This is a genomic window from Tardisphaera saccharovorans, from assembly GCF_046635845.1.
In the GTDB taxonomy this organism is placed as follows: Archaea; Thermoproteota; Thermoprotei_A; order Marsarchaeales; family UBA168; genus UBA168.
In genome coordinates, this window is record NZ_JAQQXN010000001.1 from 55,064 (window position 1) to 69,463 (window position 14,400).

Consider the following 14,400-nt stretch of genomic DNA (forward strand, 5'->3'; position numbering starts at 1 on the left):
TTGGTGCTTTAGATGAAGCTTCACGTAGGGGCATGCGGAATCGGTTATGGACATGTTGGGAGGGACCTGCCAACCGCCCTGTATCTCGGAAGCGTTGGATGGGACGTTTACTTCACGACTTACGGTGATGCCGTGCATTTTGCAAGAGCGTCTGGTTTCAGGACTTACGCTGAGCCCTCCGTCGGTTACGTTACCAAAGGAGGTGAGGTCACAATGAAGGGGACAATTCTGTCGTTGTTCCGTCAGCTGAACTCTTTTTTTACTCAACTCGCTGACGAGTATCGCATAATCAGGAAGGAGAAGCCTGACGTCGTTTTAAGTGATTCAAGGCTTTCTACGGTGCTGGCGGCAAAGCTTGCTGGCAAAAGGATCGTGTTACTTATACATGAGTTGAAGGTCCTCACTCCGATCAGGGATCCTAGGTTCAAGCGGTTTGTCGATGCGATCGCCTACAGGGTACTGTCGACCTTTTGGTCATTTTCGGACAAGGTAGTGATATCGGATTTTCCCCCTCCGCTGACGATAGCCGAAGAAAACGTGGTGCTTTGGTGGCCCTTGAGAAAGAGAGATAAATTGGTTTACGCCGGGCCCTGTGGTAGGGTCACCGCGTGCAGGAAGAGCGATCATGGGGTAGTTTACCTAAGGGTCAGCGGAATAGAATCGGAAAGGGTGATCTTGAACGACCTGTACTACAAGACAGGTGTCCTGTTGGCCAGGGATGGCGTTCGCGCGATTATGAGCAGAGGAAACGCGCGGGGAAACTTCGCTTCCTCGGAATTCGATGGAAAGTTGCTCGTATATGACTGGATAAGGGACTACGGGAGTATGGAGATAAACTCTCTGGTTTCGGTCGCTGGTCAAACCAGCATGGCCGAATTCGTGGATCTTGGGGTACCATTTATACTGACGCCGCCGATATCACACACTGAGCACTGGGGAATAGCGAAATCCCTTGAGAAAAAAGGAATAGCTTTGGTCCTCCCGCTTCGCGGACTGACCCCTGAACAGCTCAGGGATGCCGTCGAGCAGGCGTTAGCTGATGAGGCCCTTCGCAAGAGGGCGCAGGAGTATGCTAGCAAGGCTAAGTCCTATCCTGGCGACCAAGTCCTTATCTCGGTTATCACGTCTCTGGCTGCACAACATACAGCTTGAGGCGCTTGCTTGTGCATTAGATCGTCTTAGTCCTTAGATCGGAGAGTGCAGTGCTGAGGTACTCAGAGAGGTTCGCCCCGACTTCTCTACATTTGGATTGAATGACAGGAGTATCTGCACGCCGTGGCTTGATCCTATGCGAGACGCTCCTGCGCCTATCATCGCCATAGCTTTTCCGGCATCGGTTATCCCCCCTGCCGCCTTAACCCTTGCCCTGTTACCGACAGCACGCTTCATGAGCATGACGTCTTCGACCGTTGCTCCCTTCGGGCCATAGCCTGTGCTGGTCTTGACGAAGTCAATGCCAGCCTCGACGGCGAGCTGGCAAGCGATGGCCTTTTGGTCATCAGTGAGGTAGCCCGTCTCCAAGATCACCTTGGACAGCTTTCCGCGGTCCTTTACCAGAGACGCCATTTGCTCCATATCGCGTCTAACCATCAAGAGATCTCCGGAGCGAAGCGCCCCTATATTCATGACGAAGTCAATCTCATCTGCCCCATCATCTATTGCCCGGGAGGCCTCTTCAGTTTTTACATCGGTGCGAGAGGCCCCAAAGGGGAATCCGACAACCGATACGACCTTTACGTCGGTACCCTGAAGCCTCTGCCTGCACCTGGCCACGTGAATCGGATTAACGCATACTGCATAAAAGCCGTAAAGTCTCGCTTCATCACACAACTTATCAATCTCCGAATAAGATGCCGAAGGATTCAATAAGGTATGGTCTATGTATTTGGCTAGCTCCTCTCTTGATCTTGGAAGTTCCATATTCAGAGCTGCGTCTTCTTTTTAACTCTAACGGGAGTTTACCGGGCGGAAATCCCCTTAAGGAAACGAGCACCCCTCGCGGAAGTTCCACAAACCTCTAACCTGAGAGGGGCCTGTTGCCGGTGCGCCCTCCAGCGATCAAGCCGCTCGCGCGTGCGGGCGGCAAGGCGAACGTCCCCTGCGGTTGCCAAGCGATGTGAAGCCCCTTCTGCTAGTGTGGGCTAATTCGCTCTTGACGTGCATGCTAACTTACAAGGGCAGAAAGGTCTCGTTTAATAGGCTGTCTGACGAAATGGACGCGTATGAGGCCCGCAGATGTGGGCCGTCCCGTAAAGACTTAATAGTGTGGGTCTCGGTCTTACTGCGGGAGTGCCCGAGCTTGGTCAAAGGGGCTGGACTCAGGATCGCTATCGATGGGAGCTCCAGTGCCGTTGGCTGCGTGGGTTCAAACCCCACCTCCCGCATGTTTTTGTGCTTGTCCGGTTAAGCCGCTCCAGGCAGCTCGTGCTTATTCACGTATGAGGTTGATCTTTGATTTTTCATCCCTGTAACGCGAGGCAGAGATTCCCGCTATTTCGATAGCCACTATCTCGAAGTTTAGGCTGACCGTTCCTTCAAGAAGGTGACCTCCCCATGTCTTTTCTTTTGTACCGATAACTGCGTGGAGGTGTAAGGATACTGACCCTTCCTCTGGGGTTACGTAGTTGCCGTTGAGAGATGCGACTTCTAGAGATGCTTCTATCTCTTCTTCCTCATATTTCATTGTGTCTGGGTTGAACCATGCCAACCTTGCACGCGAAAGGGACCCAATCCCACTTATGAGTGCGGCGTTTACGCGTGCAGCGCGCAGTTGGCTTTCTACCTCTTTTAAAAGGTCGTTTCCTTGCTGCAGCCTAAGGATGAAAGCTCTTCCAGCTCCTCCTGTTATCATTTTGATCTTTTTTCTATGGGTTTATAACCTTAAGTCAGAAGCCGTAACGCCCTAGGTCGGAATTCGCAGTAAGCGATTGCGCGTCGCTTATCAGGCAAGGGAGCAAGCGGCACCTCCAGTTAATGTTGCATCTGACCGCAAAACATTTAATCTCAAAGCCGTGTTTTATTCGCCGAGGTAGCTCAGTCTGGGAGAGCACCCGTCTCAACTATTGGTTGAGGGTGAGGCTGAAGACCGGGTTGTCGCCGGTTCGAGCCCGGCCCTCGGCACCAGTTTTCTGTGTGGATTGATCAGGCTGCGGCAAGGGGGGTTCTTATTCCGAGATCAACATAGTAGCCTTGTACATAATATAGCACGCTGGTATCACGATAGGCTTGAGCGCTTTATCGGTTGCGTGCACTATCGATACGCGAGAGCCGCATAGAAGGAAAATCCTATAAGGGGACATATGATATCAGTGGCGACGGCTAGTTGTCCGGTCGCGAACAGTTAATAAAGGTAATTCAATTGGCTAAAAGTGAGGATAGAAACTTCTTACTTGAGCCTGAGTGCGATGAAGTTCTTCGCGCTTACAACATACCGGTAATAGATTCTTTTTTTGCAAAATCTCCCGAAGAAGCTGTTGAAGCTTCTAAAAAGCTTGGATTTCCGCTTGTGGAGAAGGTTGTTTCTCCTGACGTCGTTCACAAGTCTGACGTTGGTGGCGTGAAAGTCGGCCTAAGCAGCATAGACGAGGTGAGAAAAGCCTTCACTGACATACAGACTTCGGTGAAGCAGAAGAATCCTAGTGCCAGATTTTACGGCGTTTACCTACAGAAAATGCTGAAAGGGGGAGTTGAGACTATTGTAGGGGGGACCCGCGACCCCCAATTTGGTTCGGTTATAGTTTTTGGTTTGGGCGGTATTTTTGTTGAAGTCCTTAAAGACGTTAGCTTTAGGGTTGCGCCTCTTTCGCAAGAGGACGCGATGGACATGATAGACGAGATAAAGGCGGCGCCCATCCTGAACGGCGTAAGGGGCTCTAAGCCCGTAGATAAGATCGCTTTGGCAAAATTGATAACGTCTGTGGGTGCCCTCATGGTGGAAAACAAAGAGATATCCTCTTTGGACTTAAATCCGGTGATGGCCACGCCCGAGGGGGCTGTGGCCGTAGATTCAAGGATTATTTTGGGCGATTAAAAATGGATGTAGCTGATGAAATTTTTGAGTTAAGGCAAAACTTAGAGGTTTTAGAAGAAAAAATTGAGGAAGCAAGCAAGGCGGCAGTAGAAGCGAAAAAAACCAGAGATGAGCTTCACGCGAAGATCAAGGAGCTTGCTGAGATAGTGAGAACGGAAAAGGAAAGCAGAGATAAAGTAAATGAGGAAGTCAAGAAGATAAAAAGCATGAAGGATGCGCTTGTAAAGGAATACGATAAGAAAAAGGAGGAATTTGAAAAGCTTCAGGCAACCGTCGTGCCGCCAAGCAGGAAGGAGGAAAGGCTCGAGAAGGAACTTAAGAGACTGGAATGGGAATATCAGACAAGCGCTATACCGCCATCTAAGGCAAGGGAAATGGAGGAGCGCATATTGGAACTGGAGGCCCAGCTTAAGACGGTAAAGCAGTACAACGAGAACAGGGAGAAGCTTGAGCGTCTGCGTTCTGATCTTCGTGAGACCGAGGCTGAATTTAGGACATTTAAGGAGAAGCTTGACGAGCTTGCGAACGAGGCCCATGCACATCACAAGAAGATGATGGAGGCGGTTGAACAGATCAAGGCTTTGCGCGCGCAAGCTGATGAAGCGCACATGAGATACCTTTCGTCAAACACGCAACTTACGTTTATGAAGGCTCAGAAGATAGCCATACTTAAGAGGCTTAATGAGATAAGCGCTGACAGAAACATAAAGGCACAGCTTCAGTTCTACCAGAAGGCGAAGGAGAAGATGGAGCAACTTAACGAAAAGGCTAAGGAAAAGATATCGAAGGGCAAGCGCCTTTCGTTCGAGGAGTTCCAGGCGTATGTCAGTGGCGCGGAGCCCCTAAACCTAGATCAGAAGAAGGACGTAAGTAAGGAAGCCAGTGCTGAAGTCTCTCACTGAGCGTTTAGCTCAGAGCTTTGTCTTTGAAGTTTCGAGGTTGAGGAAAAAGGCCTTTATGGCCTCCGGTATTTTTTCCTCTTTTTCGCACATGCTATACGGGAAGTTACCAAGCTTTAGTAGCGCAATCGCGTTTTTATCAGCAGATGGGGAAATCAGAAGTTGGCTCAAGTCGTAAAGCATGCTTTTGGTGCTATCCAATGCCGTCCTAACCTCGATTTCGGATACGGGTGAGTTGCCCTTTAGGATCAAGATCTGGTAAGGTCTATTTGAGCGCTTGTAAAATATTTCTACCTCTTCGGCGTGACCGACGTTACCGAAAAAGCTGCCAACATAAAAAACGTCGAAGTTCTTGTAGAACTGCTTTTTCAGCGTGGTCTTGAGCTTGGTTGGGGGAGAGTTAAGCGCGCTAACTCCTTTGGGTGTTAAGGTATAGGTCTTCTTATAGACGACCTTTTCCGCTCCAACTTTTACTTGTTCTTCAGGACGGTTGAACCTTATTGAAGGAAGCTGGAATCTGTTACCGCAGCTACGACAAACGTACCAAGAACCCAAGTCTATCAGCTCTTCCGGATTAATTTCGGCGTTGCATGCTGGGCAGAATAGCTTATCACCTTTTCTGAACGACGTAACGGGGAGGACAGTACCGCAAACGTCGTGCTGCGCCAAGGACTCCCTAATTATGTATGGAGATCCGCATTCCGGACAAATTATGGTTTCGTATACAGGTAGCCTGCCAGCGACCAGCACGTTATTATCATCTACGTTCAACTCGAGAAGCCCGATGCCCGCAAGCTCATCCAGGTACTCGTCTATGCCTTGCGTTTCTTTTTCGTCAACAAGGTAAATGTACCCCTTTTGCTCGTCAAAGGTCACGTCTATTCTGTTCTCGCTAACGATTCTAAGCGCGTCATCTGGGTCATCGGGCCAAAACATTTGATACAATACTAGGCACACATATATTTATTTTTTCTTACGCGTTTCTGAAGCTATGCATAAATTTTGTTGTGCATTGTCTAGAAAGCGTGCTCAGGGTCGAAGCTCTAGAGCAATCGTGGAGCGCTAGGGATTTTAGAAACACATAAATTCCCATTCCTTTGTTTTGCGATGTCAGAGGTCGTAGCAGTGGGAGTTTTGATAGATGGCAAAGTCGTCGTGGAGCGCTCATCCGCGGCGTTGGAGGGAAAAGAGGAAATTTCCCTTTATGAAGCCCTTTATCTAAAAAGAAGGGGCCTGATGATCGTGAAAAGCGGGGAGGTGGAGCTTGAGGACGAAGATATAATAAACGCCAGCGACGATAGGCTGTTTTGGCAGAAGTACGTCGTATATGAGGACTTGAGAAAGAGGGGTTACGAAGTGGGTCCGTCTCCGTTTTCTTTGGGCTTTTACGTCAAGAGGAAAAAGGACGAAGTATCGCCAACGCTGCTTTACGTCATGGTGGAGGGAAGTAAGGAGCCGTTCGGTTCCCTTTTATCGGTTTTGCAGGCCGCCAGAAGTACGAAAAAAGATGCCATATTAGCTATAGTCGATGCCACAGGGGGGGTATCCTATTATGGTGCAGCCCTATCAAGGCTTGACAAGAAAGCGTAGGATTAGCTCACTCATCGGCATGATGAGGGTTAGAAACTCGGCTCTAATGGGGATTGCCGTGGTGGCCAGCGAATGGGTTGCGCTAAAGGGACCAGCTAGCTTAGTGGAGGAGATAGCTGGCTTTTTCGTGGCGTTTTTCCTAACCGCTGGAGTTATGATAACCAATGACTACTTCGATAGGGAGGTTGATAGGATAAACAGGCCTGAGCGGCCTATTCCATCTGGGGCTGTAACGGGAAAGCAGGCAATAGCTTTCTCCGCTGCGTTGTTTGCTGTTGGGATAGCGTCATCCGTCATCGGTCCTTGGATGCCGATCGCGTTTCCGTTGGCTTTTTTCTCGGTAATCGTATCGTTGGCATACAACGCGGGACTGAAGAAAAAGGGAATATTGGGTAATGCCATAGTGTCATTTAATGTGGCCCTTCCATTCATTTATGGGTCTATAATGGTTGGTAGGCCTGGTTCACTTATGAACGACTTGTTTTTCGCCTACGCTTTTGTAGCTAACATGGCCAGAGAGGTCTTCAAGGGGATTCCCGATGTAACCGGCGACAAGAGCCGGGGAGTGCGCACGCTTGCCGTTGTGCACGGCACCAAGACCGCTGGGTTAGTGGGCTTCGTCCTGATGGCGCTTGACGTCGCGTGTAGCCCTCTTCCTTACTTCATAGGCGTGGCCGGAATCGGCTACCTCATCCCCTTAACAGTTGGTGACCTCCTGCTGCTGCACTCTTCATTTGCGATGGCAAAGAGACCAGAGCCGCGGGTAGTCGACAAGGAGAAGGGAGAGATGCTGTTGGGTATGGGCGTTATAATTCTGGCCTTTCTCCTCTCTCCCCTGTGATTGGCGCGATAAAAAGAGCGAGCGCGCACGCTTTTAAGTTCCCATAGGGATAGCGCATGAATTTTGAGCTTGTCCGTGGCATGCGCGACGTCATTGGGGCTGAAGCTAGGTCGCAAAGGAAGTTTGAAGAGACGTCGTCCTTGATACTGGATAGGTTTGGATACCAAGAGGTTAAGCTTCCCTCCATAGAGTACTATGACCTCTTGGCCGCCAAGGCTGGAGAAGAACTTTTAGACAGTTTGTACGAATTCGAGGACAGAGGTGGAAGGAAGGTTGCCCTAACCCCTGAGCTGACCGCGAGCGCGGCAAGGCTCTACGTTATGAAGTTCAGAGATTTGCCCAAGCCGGTAAAGATTTGGTATATAGGGCCATGCTTCAGGTACGACGAACCCCAAAGGGGAAGGTATAGGCAGTTCACGCAGCTGGGTATCGAGGTTTATGGGTCGTCTTCGCCGTTGGCTGATGCAGAGGTAGCTTACTTGTCTTTGCGCCTTCTGAAGGCAGTTGGCATAAAGGCTTACCTCAAGGTTGGCAATATATCCTTTATGCGTTCCCTGCTTGAGGAGTCCGGAATTAAGGGAAGAGATCTCAACAAGGCAATTAGGGAGATAGATCACGGAAGATATGAGGAGGTCATGGGGCTTCTGGACGAAGACGGAAAGAAGATGCTCAAAGATATGATAAATTCACCGGACAGCAGATCTGACTTAGATCGCTGGGAGGCCGTGGCCAAGGATCGGTTTCCCTCGGCCTACGAAGGTCTAAGGCGCCTGCGCCAAGTGCTAGTCATGATGCGTGCCATGGACCCCCAGCTTGATGTAAAGATTGACGTCGCCTTTGCCCGCGGTATAGCCTATTACACTGACTTCATATTTGAAGCCATAATCCCTGGAACAGAGGGGTCTTTGCTGGGAGGCGGGAGGTACGATAACCTAGTATCGGACTTGGGAGGGCCGGTAACGCCTGCAGTGGGCTTTGCAGTAGGTGTTGATAGGGTTGCCTTGTCTATGGCTCCGGTGTCCGAGGCCAAACAAGTTCTCATCGCCGCGATCGACGATCAATCGCTCGAGAAGGCCGCGCGTGCCTTTGGCATCATTAGTAATGCAGAGGTGCACGTGGATTTGTTGCCAGGAGTCGTCTCAGTCAGGGAAGCGCTTGAAAGGGCTATTAAGGGCTCCTACCACAAGCTTGTAATTGCTGGCGCGCGTGAAGGACCAGACCACTTTGCAATCAGAGACATAAAAGCGCACGAGCAGGTAGAAGCGGATGGGGCTTCCCTTTTGAGCCAGTTGGGTTTTGACGAAGCTAGTCGGTCTTGATGCAGGGTTTTCATCTTCGGATTTGAAGCGGTTGAAGCCTTACAGGTCTTATCTTGGTTTGATGGGAAGACTTTTGAACGTGCGTCTGTATCACTTGGGCCCATAGCTCAGCATGGATAGAGCAACGGCCTCCGGAGCCGTTGGTCCAGGGTTCAAATCCCTGTGGGCCCGCGTCTGGTTTACCACAACTCTTTCATAAATGTGAACTGATCTGCATTTAACTTAAGGGAAAAAATTTAAATAAGGCTCCAAGCCTAATCGTAAGGTGAAATTTATTCTTGGATGTCGTGCTGGCTCCGTTGTGACCACCAGCAAAAAAGTAGCCATAGTGGGAGCGGGGGTTGCAGGCCTTGGGGCTGCGGGCTACCTCTACTGCAAGGGCTACCAGCTTGATGTTTACGACGCCTTACCAGAAGCGGGAGGCCTTCTCGTATTTGGAATTCCAGAGGAAAGGTTACCCAAGAAGGGAGTAATTGAAGGTATTGAAGAGCTTAAGGCCGCAGGGGTTAGGTTCCATTTGGGTATGAGGATTGGTGCTAGTGCGCTCGAAAACATTATAGCAACCCATGACGCTACTTTGCTAGCTACGGGCACATGGAGGGCGAGAAGCCTTAGTGCGCCGGGGGCAAATCTGGAAGGGGTCATAACGGCGCTTGACTTGCTTGTGGACAACGCCAAGTATAGGATGGGCTTCTCAACGAACGTTAGAAGGCTTTACGGCAGAGTGGGTATAATGGGTGGCGGTTACACTGCCGTGGACGCCGTCATAGAGGCCATGAAATGGACAGATCAGATCTACGTTTTCTACAGGAGAACGATCAAGGAGTCAGAAGCGCATGCCGAATGGGAATCTGTGAGCAAGAAAGGCATAAAGATATTTGAAAGGTCGCTCGTAACGCGTGTTATGGGAACAAAAAGGGTGGAGGCGGTTGAAGTATGGAACGTGAACATGAAGGGTAATGTTCCTGAATTTGTTCCTGGTAGCGCCCAGATCTTTCCTCTGGATTTCCTCTTGGTGGCCATAGGAGAGGAAAGAACGCCTCCTGACTGCGTGGATAAGCTTGGTATCAAGATCGAGAACGGAAGACCTGTGACAGATGACAACATGATGACAACTCGTAGATCCGTTTTTGCTGCAGGGGACCTCGTGACGGGCCCTTCGTTCATAGGGAACGCGCTTGCAAGTGGGTTGAGGGCAGCGAAGGCCATGGATGCGTTCTTGAGAAAGGGTTAGCTAGCTGGGCTTGAAGTTCGGCTTTTAGACGTGGCCGCTTTGTGGTTGCAGCGCGCTTTCAACATCGAAATGCAGTGAGCTCGGTCCGCAGAGGATGCTTTCCACATAGCTTCCGTTATGTGCGTAGTTATGTGTGTAAAGGTTCTCGGTAATCTACTTCCCTTCGAAAGGCCGAACTTTGAAGCGGTGACCTCCGCGCGCTTTATACCATATGATGTCATGCGGGAAATGGACGGTTTGGGAATAAGGTTAAATGACACCGGGCTATGTTTTTATGTCAGAGAGTCTGCCCATAGGAGCTACAACGGTTGGTATAGTTTTCAGCGGAGGTGTAGTGCTAGCCGCTGACAAAAGGGTGTCATATGGATATACCTTATTGAGTAAGTCAGGAAGGAAGGTGTTCCAGTTAAATAAGAAGATAGGGATGGCGTGCGCTGGTCTGGTAGGCGACATGCAAGGGCTGGCCAAATCAATAACCGCTGAGATAAAAATTTACGAACTTCAAAACAACAGAAGCATAAGCGTTAAGGGGGCGGCAAAGCTTCTTGCAAACATACTTTATGCCGCTCGCATGTTTCCGTACTACACGGAAATACTCATAGCTGGGATAGACGAGACGGGCCCTCACCTTTACGTTATGGACGCGATTGGCTCCATCCTGGAGGATTATTACGCTGGAGTTGGGAATGGATCACCGGTTTCCACTGGTGTGTTGGACCAAGAGTACAAGAAGGATATGAGCAAGGAAGAGGCTGAAACGCTTGCTGTTAAGGCCATAAGGGCCGCAATAGCGAGAGATATCACAAGCGGAGACGGAATCGATGTGCTCACCATCACTGAGGCGGCCACCGAGCTGAAGCAGTTCTCGGTTAAAGAGCAGATAGCTCCCTCGTGACATCAAGGTAAGAGAGATGGGTATTCTCAAGGAGGAATGGCTCGCGTCCATGGAGCGCGAGCTAGAGAAAAAGGAGAACAAGAGGCGCGAGCTAAGCGATCTATCTTACGAGCTCATAAAGAGGTGCGGTCTTCTGGTCTCCAACCTCCATAGAAATTCTGAGCTGGTTGACCAGCTGCTAGGTGAGGCAACGAGCCTTCACTCAAAGCTAGTGCAAGAAGTGAGGGATTGGCCAGAGCTGAATTCCAGTGATGAGCAGTCGGCTTTTTCTGAGTACGCTGAGGCGAGGTGTTTTTATGCCCTGCTTCGCCAGGGCCAGCTTCCAGACCCCTCAGAGTTCTACGATGAGGAATCGTTTGCGCTTGGACTGGCTGATCTGATAGGAGAGCTCAAGAGATCGCTCGTGAACCAGGTGATCGAAGGAAGATACGACGAGGCCACTAAGCTCTTCGCATGGATGCAGGAACTTTTCGACGCGCTGCTGCGGTTTGAGTATCCTCGCTCGGTTGTGCGCGGCTTGAAGAGAAAACTTGACGTTGATAGGGCGCTGTTGGAAGACGCTAGGATGGTCCTTGCAAATGCCAAGCTGTACTATAAATGAGGGAAAAGCACTTAATCAACTGCCGGTGATTTTTGGGGAAGTTGAGCGAAGTCATTCCGATAGTTTACGAGGGCGGAGAGCTCTCGCTTTTAGACCAGCGGGTCCTTCCTTTCCAAGAAACGTGGATAAAGTGCCATGACGCAAGGGAAACAGCACAGGCCATAAGGGACATGGTAGTAAGAGGGGCGCCTGCCATAGGTGTTACGGCAGCCTATGGTACCTGCATGGAGATATCCAGGTCGGTGGGCAACGGACTAGGAGTGGAGGGCGCAAAGGCTGGAATCGACGTCTTGTTGTCATCTAGGCCCACGGCTTATAACCTGTTTTACGCCGTAAACAGGGTGTTATCCGCTAGCAGGGCTGCCGCCGAGGCCGGTAGGGATCCTGCGCTCGCCGCGGAGCTTGAGGCAAAGCGCATAGATGAGGAAAACAAGCAGGCCGCTATAAGCATGGGAAAGATAGGGGCATCTTTGATAAACGACGGAGACACCGTCATGACCATATGCAACACTGGCGCTCTTGCCGTTGGGTACCTTGGGACTGCCCTTGGTGTCATAAAGACGGCTTGGAGGGAAGGCAAGAAGATCCACGTCGTAGCCCTTGAGACTAGGCCGTGGCTTCAGGGGAGTAGGCTAACGGTCTACGAGCTTCAAAAGGAGGGAATACCGTTTACGCTCATTGTTGATGGGGCAAGTGCCATAACGATCCAGAGAAAGGGAGTTCGCTCTGTCTTCGTGGGAGCGGACAGGATAGTAGAGGATGGTTCCACTGCAAACAAGATAGGTACTTTCTCTCTCTCAGTGGTCTCGAAATACTTCGGCATACCTTTTTACGTTGTAGCTCCTCTCTCAACCGTACAGCTAGGCGCCAAGGAAATAAAGGTGGAGGAGAGATCGCCGGATGAGGTAACCCAGATCAGGGGTGTGCCGATCAGTACGGCTGGGAGCAACGTTTACAATCCCGTCTTTGACGTAACGCCTCCAGAAAACATAACGGCGATAATCACCGAAAAAGGAATTGCAAGGCCTCCCTACGAAAATAGCCTGAAATCGCTGAAGGCAGCGTAGAATCCTATACGTCAACTATGCACTGAGCAACCCATTGGCCGTTGTCTCTCTCTACCTTAATATCTGCGTACGTCGCCGCCTTCACCTCCTCCTGCAGAGGAACGTCTTTTATGTTCTGACCCCACGCGCTGCCCTTAAGGCTGATCTTCTTCTCATCAACTTTAACACTAAACTTCGAGAACACGAGCCCTTCCAGCGATGAGAGCGATATAAGCTCATTTAGCCATTTAACAAGCAAATCCTCAAGCGAGTCCGCCGAGAGCTCGACGCTGATCTCGGTTTCCGGCTTTACCTTATCTATTTCCGCCATGATCGAGAAGGTAGCCATGGCGGCTCCTTCAAAGGCCTCGCTGACGGTATCTCCTATGCCCCTTACCCCCGCATCTGCGGTGTGGGGGTAAACCTCGTACTTCATGGTCATCCCTTCACGGTGCCAAGGGGCCTAAGCTTGGCCACCATCAGGGCTATGCCGGCATCGTGTATTGCAGACACCACGTCGGTTACGTCCTTGTAAGCATCTGGAGCCTCCTCCGCGAGGCCAGACCAGGAATGACCCCTTACCAGTATGCCCCTTCTTTCAAGCTCCTTTGCCAGCTCCTCTCCCCTGTATTCCTTCTTGGCCTGCGTTCTACTCATTTTTCTCCCGGCTCCGTGCACTGCGGAGCCAAACGTCTCCTCCATTCCCTTTATGGTCCCCTTGAGCACGTACGAGAAGGTGCCCATGCTCCCACCTATGAGCACGGGCTGACCGACCTCTCTGTATTCAGGTGGTAGTTCCGGCCTACCAGGACCAAGTGCGCGCGTTGACCCCTTCCTGTGGACCACCAGCTTTTTGGTCTTTCCGTCTACCTCGTGAAGCTCCAGCTTTCCTGTGTTGTGACCCACGTCATACACAAGTTCCATGCCCAACGATTCAGGAGAAGAGGAGAAGGCCTTGGCGAAGGCTTGACGGGCGTAATAGGTAAGCATCTCGCGGTTTGCCCAGGCTATGTTCATGGCGACGTTCATCGCCGAGAAGTACTTTCTTCCTTCTGGAGAGTTAAAGGGCACGCTAACGAGCTCCTTGTCCTTGACCTGGATGCCGTACTTCTTCATGGCGGGAGCCATTTCCTCAATGTAGTCCATTCCTATCTGGTGACCCATGGCCCTCGAACCCGTGTGCACCATTATTACCACTTGACCTTTCTTGATGCCATACGCATTGGCCGCTTCATCGTCGTATACCTCATCCACGACCTGCACTTCCAAGTAGTGATTACCCGATCCAAGGCTCCCTATCTGGTTTGCCTCTCTTTCCTTGGCCCTCTTGCTCACGTTGCTTGGATCAGCGCCCTCTATCATTCCCCCTTCCTCGATGTGCTTTAGGTCCCTTTCCCAGCCATATCCCTTCCTCACAACCCAGCGAGCTCCCTCTACCATGACCTCGTTGAGCTCTGATTGCGATAGGTGTAGTCCCTCAGAGCCGAGTCCGGCCGGGACTCCCTCAAATAGGGAATCCATGACTTGTTTTATCTTCGGTCTTACATCTCTTTCATCGAGATTTGTGGCTATGAGCCTAACACCGCAGTTCACGTCGAAACCTATGCCGCCGACCGTGATTATTCCATTCTCATCTGGGTCAAAGGCTGCAACTCCGCCTATCGGAAATCCGTATCCCCAATGCGCATCAGGCATGGCTATGGAGTACTTCTTTATGCCGGGCAGCGTCGCCACGTTTATGGCCTGCTCTATGGCCTTCTCGTCTAGGTCAGCGATGAGCTTATCGGAAGAGTAAAACCTGGCCGGTACCCGCATTCCCTGTACGGCGTCCGTGGGTACCTCCCAAACGTTGTTTGATATCTTCTTCAGCAGTCTGCTTGCCATAAGTCTAGTGGTTGATCGTTTAAAAACCTGAGGATGGTAGAGAACCTTCAGCGGTTAGCTT

Annotated in this window: 15 protein-coding genes and 3 tRNA genes; 13 read left to right on the forward strand and 5 right to left on the reverse strand. The window is 50.8% G+C overall.

Annotation, left to right across the window (positions count from 1 at the left end):
- Nucleotides 1–12: 12 nt before the first annotated feature.
- Nucleotides 13–1,152 (forward strand): glycosyltransferase, encoded by a 1,140-nt coding sequence (locus tag PRZ02_RS00280; RefSeq protein ID WP_449463863.1) that lies wholly within the window; start codon nucleotides 13–15, stop codon nucleotides 1,150–1,152.
- Nucleotides 1,153–1,185: 33 nt separating this feature from the next.
- On the opposite strand, the gene deoC is transcribed toward PRZ02_RS00280, so the two are convergent.
- Nucleotides 1,186–1,920, reverse strand: coding sequence for a deoxyribose-phosphate aldolase (deoC, locus tag PRZ02_RS00285; protein ID WP_449463864.1), 735 nt, complete (start codon nucleotides 1,918–1,920; stop codon nucleotides 1,186–1,188).
- Nucleotides 1,921–2,283: 363 nt separating this feature from the next.
- Here deoC and PRZ02_RS00290 point away from each other — a divergent pair.
- Nucleotides 2,284–2,384, forward strand: a tRNA-Leu gene (locus PRZ02_RS00290).
- A 44-nt stretch (nucleotides 2,385–2,428) separates the two neighbouring features.
- On the opposite strand, the gene PRZ02_RS00295 is transcribed toward PRZ02_RS00290, so the two are convergent.
- Complete coding sequence (locus tag PRZ02_RS00295) at nucleotides 2,429–2,851, reverse strand: PPC domain-containing DNA-binding protein (RefSeq protein ID WP_449463865.1); 423 nt, start codon at nucleotides 2,849–2,851, stop codon at nucleotides 2,429–2,431.
- A 171-nt stretch (nucleotides 2,852–3,022) separates the two neighbouring features.
- Between PRZ02_RS00295 and PRZ02_RS00300 the strand changes: the two genes are divergently transcribed.
- The 3 genes from PRZ02_RS00300 (at nucleotide 3,023) to PRZ02_RS00310 (ending at nucleotide 4,932) form a co-directional block, all read left to right on the forward strand.
- Nucleotides 3,023–3,123: transfer RNA gene (locus tag PRZ02_RS00300), tRNA-Phe, on the forward strand.
- Between the two features lie 235 nt (nucleotides 3,124–3,358).
- On the forward strand, nucleotides 3,359–4,030 hold the full coding sequence (locus PRZ02_RS00305) for an acetate--CoA ligase family protein (RefSeq protein ID WP_449463866.1): 672 nt from the start codon (nucleotides 3,359–3,361) through the stop codon (nucleotides 4,028–4,030).
- 2 nt (nucleotides 4,031–4,032) lie between these two features.
- Nucleotides 4,033–4,932, forward strand: a complete 900-nt coding sequence (locus PRZ02_RS00310; RefSeq protein WP_449463867.1) for a coiled-coil protein — start codon at nucleotides 4,033–4,035, stop codon at nucleotides 4,930–4,932.
- Nucleotides 4,933–4,941: 9 nt separating this feature from the next.
- On the opposite strand, the gene PRZ02_RS00315 is transcribed toward PRZ02_RS00310, so the two are convergent.
- On the reverse strand, nucleotides 4,942–5,865 hold the full coding sequence (locus tag PRZ02_RS00315; protein ID WP_449464416.1) for a TackOD1 domain-containing metal-binding protein: 924 nt from the start codon (nucleotides 5,863–5,865) through the stop codon (nucleotides 4,942–4,944).
- Between the two features lie 171 nt (nucleotides 5,866–6,036).
- Here PRZ02_RS00315 and PRZ02_RS00320 point away from each other — a divergent pair, with 171 nt between their 5' ends.
- The 8 genes from PRZ02_RS00320 (at nucleotide 6,037) to mtnA (ending at nucleotide 12,476) form a co-directional block, all read left to right on the forward strand.
- Complete coding sequence (locus PRZ02_RS00320) at nucleotides 6,037–6,519, forward strand: tRNA-intron lyase (RefSeq protein WP_449463868.1); 483 nt, start codon at nucleotides 6,037–6,039, stop codon at nucleotides 6,517–6,519.
- A 22-nt stretch (nucleotides 6,520–6,541) separates the two neighbouring features.
- The gene (locus PRZ02_RS00325) at nucleotides 6,542–7,360 is read left to right on the forward strand and encodes a UbiA family prenyltransferase (protein WP_449463869.1); all 819 of its coding nucleotides are present in this window, start codon (nucleotides 6,542–6,544) and stop codon (nucleotides 7,358–7,360) included.
- 56 nt (nucleotides 7,361–7,416) lie between these two features.
- Nucleotides 7,417–8,679 (forward strand): histidine--tRNA ligase, encoded by a 1,263-nt coding sequence (gene hisS, locus PRZ02_RS00330; RefSeq protein WP_449463870.1) that lies wholly within the window; start codon nucleotides 7,417–7,419, stop codon nucleotides 8,677–8,679.
- Between the two features lie 96 nt (nucleotides 8,680–8,775).
- A tRNA-Arg gene (locus tag PRZ02_RS00335) sits at nucleotides 8,776–8,850 on the forward strand.
- A gap of 94 nt (nucleotides 8,851–8,944) precedes the next feature.
- Nucleotides 8,945–9,913 carry an FAD-dependent oxidoreductase gene (locus PRZ02_RS00340; RefSeq protein WP_449463871.1) on the forward strand — a complete coding sequence of 323 codons (969 nt, stop codon included), beginning with the start codon at nucleotides 8,945–8,947 and terminating at the stop codon, nucleotides 9,911–9,913.
- A gap of 274 nt (nucleotides 9,914–10,187) precedes the next feature.
- The gene (psmB, locus tag PRZ02_RS00345; protein WP_449463872.1) at nucleotides 10,188–10,808 is read left to right on the forward strand and encodes an archaeal proteasome endopeptidase complex subunit beta; all 621 of its coding nucleotides are present in this window, start codon (nucleotides 10,188–10,190) and stop codon (nucleotides 10,806–10,808) included.
- Between the two features lie 16 nt (nucleotides 10,809–10,824).
- On the forward strand, nucleotides 10,825–11,409 hold the full coding sequence (locus PRZ02_RS00350; RefSeq protein ID WP_449463873.1) for a hypothetical protein: 585 nt from the start codon (nucleotides 10,825–10,827) through the stop codon (nucleotides 11,407–11,409).
- Between the two features lie 41 nt (nucleotides 11,410–11,450).
- The gene (gene mtnA, locus PRZ02_RS00355; protein ID WP_449463874.1) at nucleotides 11,451–12,476 is read left to right on the forward strand and encodes an S-methyl-5-thioribose-1-phosphate isomerase; all 1,026 of its coding nucleotides are present in this window, start codon (nucleotides 11,451–11,453) and stop codon (nucleotides 12,474–12,476) included.
- Nucleotides 12,477–12,480: 4 nt separating this feature from the next.
- Here the strand turns inward: mtnA and PRZ02_RS00360 are convergent, their stop codons facing one another.
- Together PRZ02_RS00360 and PRZ02_RS00365 are read right to left on the reverse strand one after the other, a co-directional pair.
- The gene (locus tag PRZ02_RS00360) at nucleotides 12,481–12,891 is read right to left on the reverse strand and encodes an archease (protein ID WP_449463875.1); all 411 of its coding nucleotides are present in this window, start codon (nucleotides 12,889–12,891) and stop codon (nucleotides 12,481–12,483) included.
- A 2-nt stretch (nucleotides 12,892–12,893) separates the two neighbouring features.
- The gene (locus PRZ02_RS00365) at nucleotides 12,894–14,339 is read right to left on the reverse strand and encodes an RtcB family protein (protein WP_449463876.1); all 1,446 of its coding nucleotides are present in this window, start codon (nucleotides 14,337–14,339) and stop codon (nucleotides 12,894–12,896) included.
- Between the last annotated feature and the right edge of the window lie 61 nt (nucleotides 14,340–14,400).

Bases quoted from the DNA above. Each gene is read 5' to 3' on its own strand.
- PRZ02_RS00280 (WP_449463863.1), top strand. From the start codon at position 13: ATGAAGCTTCACGTAGGGGCATGCGGAATCGGTTATGGACATGTTGGG.
- deoC (WP_449463864.1), bottom strand. From the start codon at position 1,920: ATGGAACTTCCAAGATCAAGAGAGGAGCTAGCCAAATACATAGACCAT.
- PRZ02_RS00295 (WP_449463865.1), bottom strand. From the start codon at position 2,851: ATGATAACAGGAGGAGCTGGAAGAGCTTTCATCCTTAGGCTGCAGCAA.
- PRZ02_RS00310 (WP_449463867.1), top strand. From the start codon at position 4,033: ATGGATGTAGCTGATGAAATTTTTGAGTTAAGGCAAAACTTAGAGGTT.
- PRZ02_RS00315 (WP_449464416.1), bottom strand. From the start codon at position 5,865: ATGTTTTGGCCCGATGACCCAGATGACGCGCTTAGAATCGTTAGCGAG.
- PRZ02_RS00320 (WP_449463868.1), top strand. From the start codon at position 6,037: ATGTCAGAGGTCGTAGCAGTGGGAGTTTTGATAGATGGCAAAGTCGTC.
- PRZ02_RS00325 (WP_449463869.1), top strand. From the start codon at position 6,542: ATGAGGGTTAGAAACTCGGCTCTAATGGGGATTGCCGTGGTGGCCAGC.
- hisS (WP_449463870.1), top strand. From the start codon at position 7,417: ATGAATTTTGAGCTTGTCCGTGGCATGCGCGACGTCATTGGGGCTGAA.
- psmB (WP_449463872.1), top strand. From the start codon at position 10,188: ATGTCAGAGAGTCTGCCCATAGGAGCTACAACGGTTGGTATAGTTTTC.
- PRZ02_RS00350 (WP_449463873.1), top strand. From the start codon at position 10,825: ATGGGTATTCTCAAGGAGGAATGGCTCGCGTCCATGGAGCGCGAGCTA.
- PRZ02_RS00360 (WP_449463875.1), bottom strand. From the start codon at position 12,891: ATGAAGTACGAGGTTTACCCCCACACCGCAGATGCGGGGGTAAGGGGC.
- PRZ02_RS00365 (WP_449463876.1), bottom strand. From the start codon at position 14,339: ATGGCAAGCAGACTGCTGAAGAAGATATCAAACAACGTTTGGGAGGTA.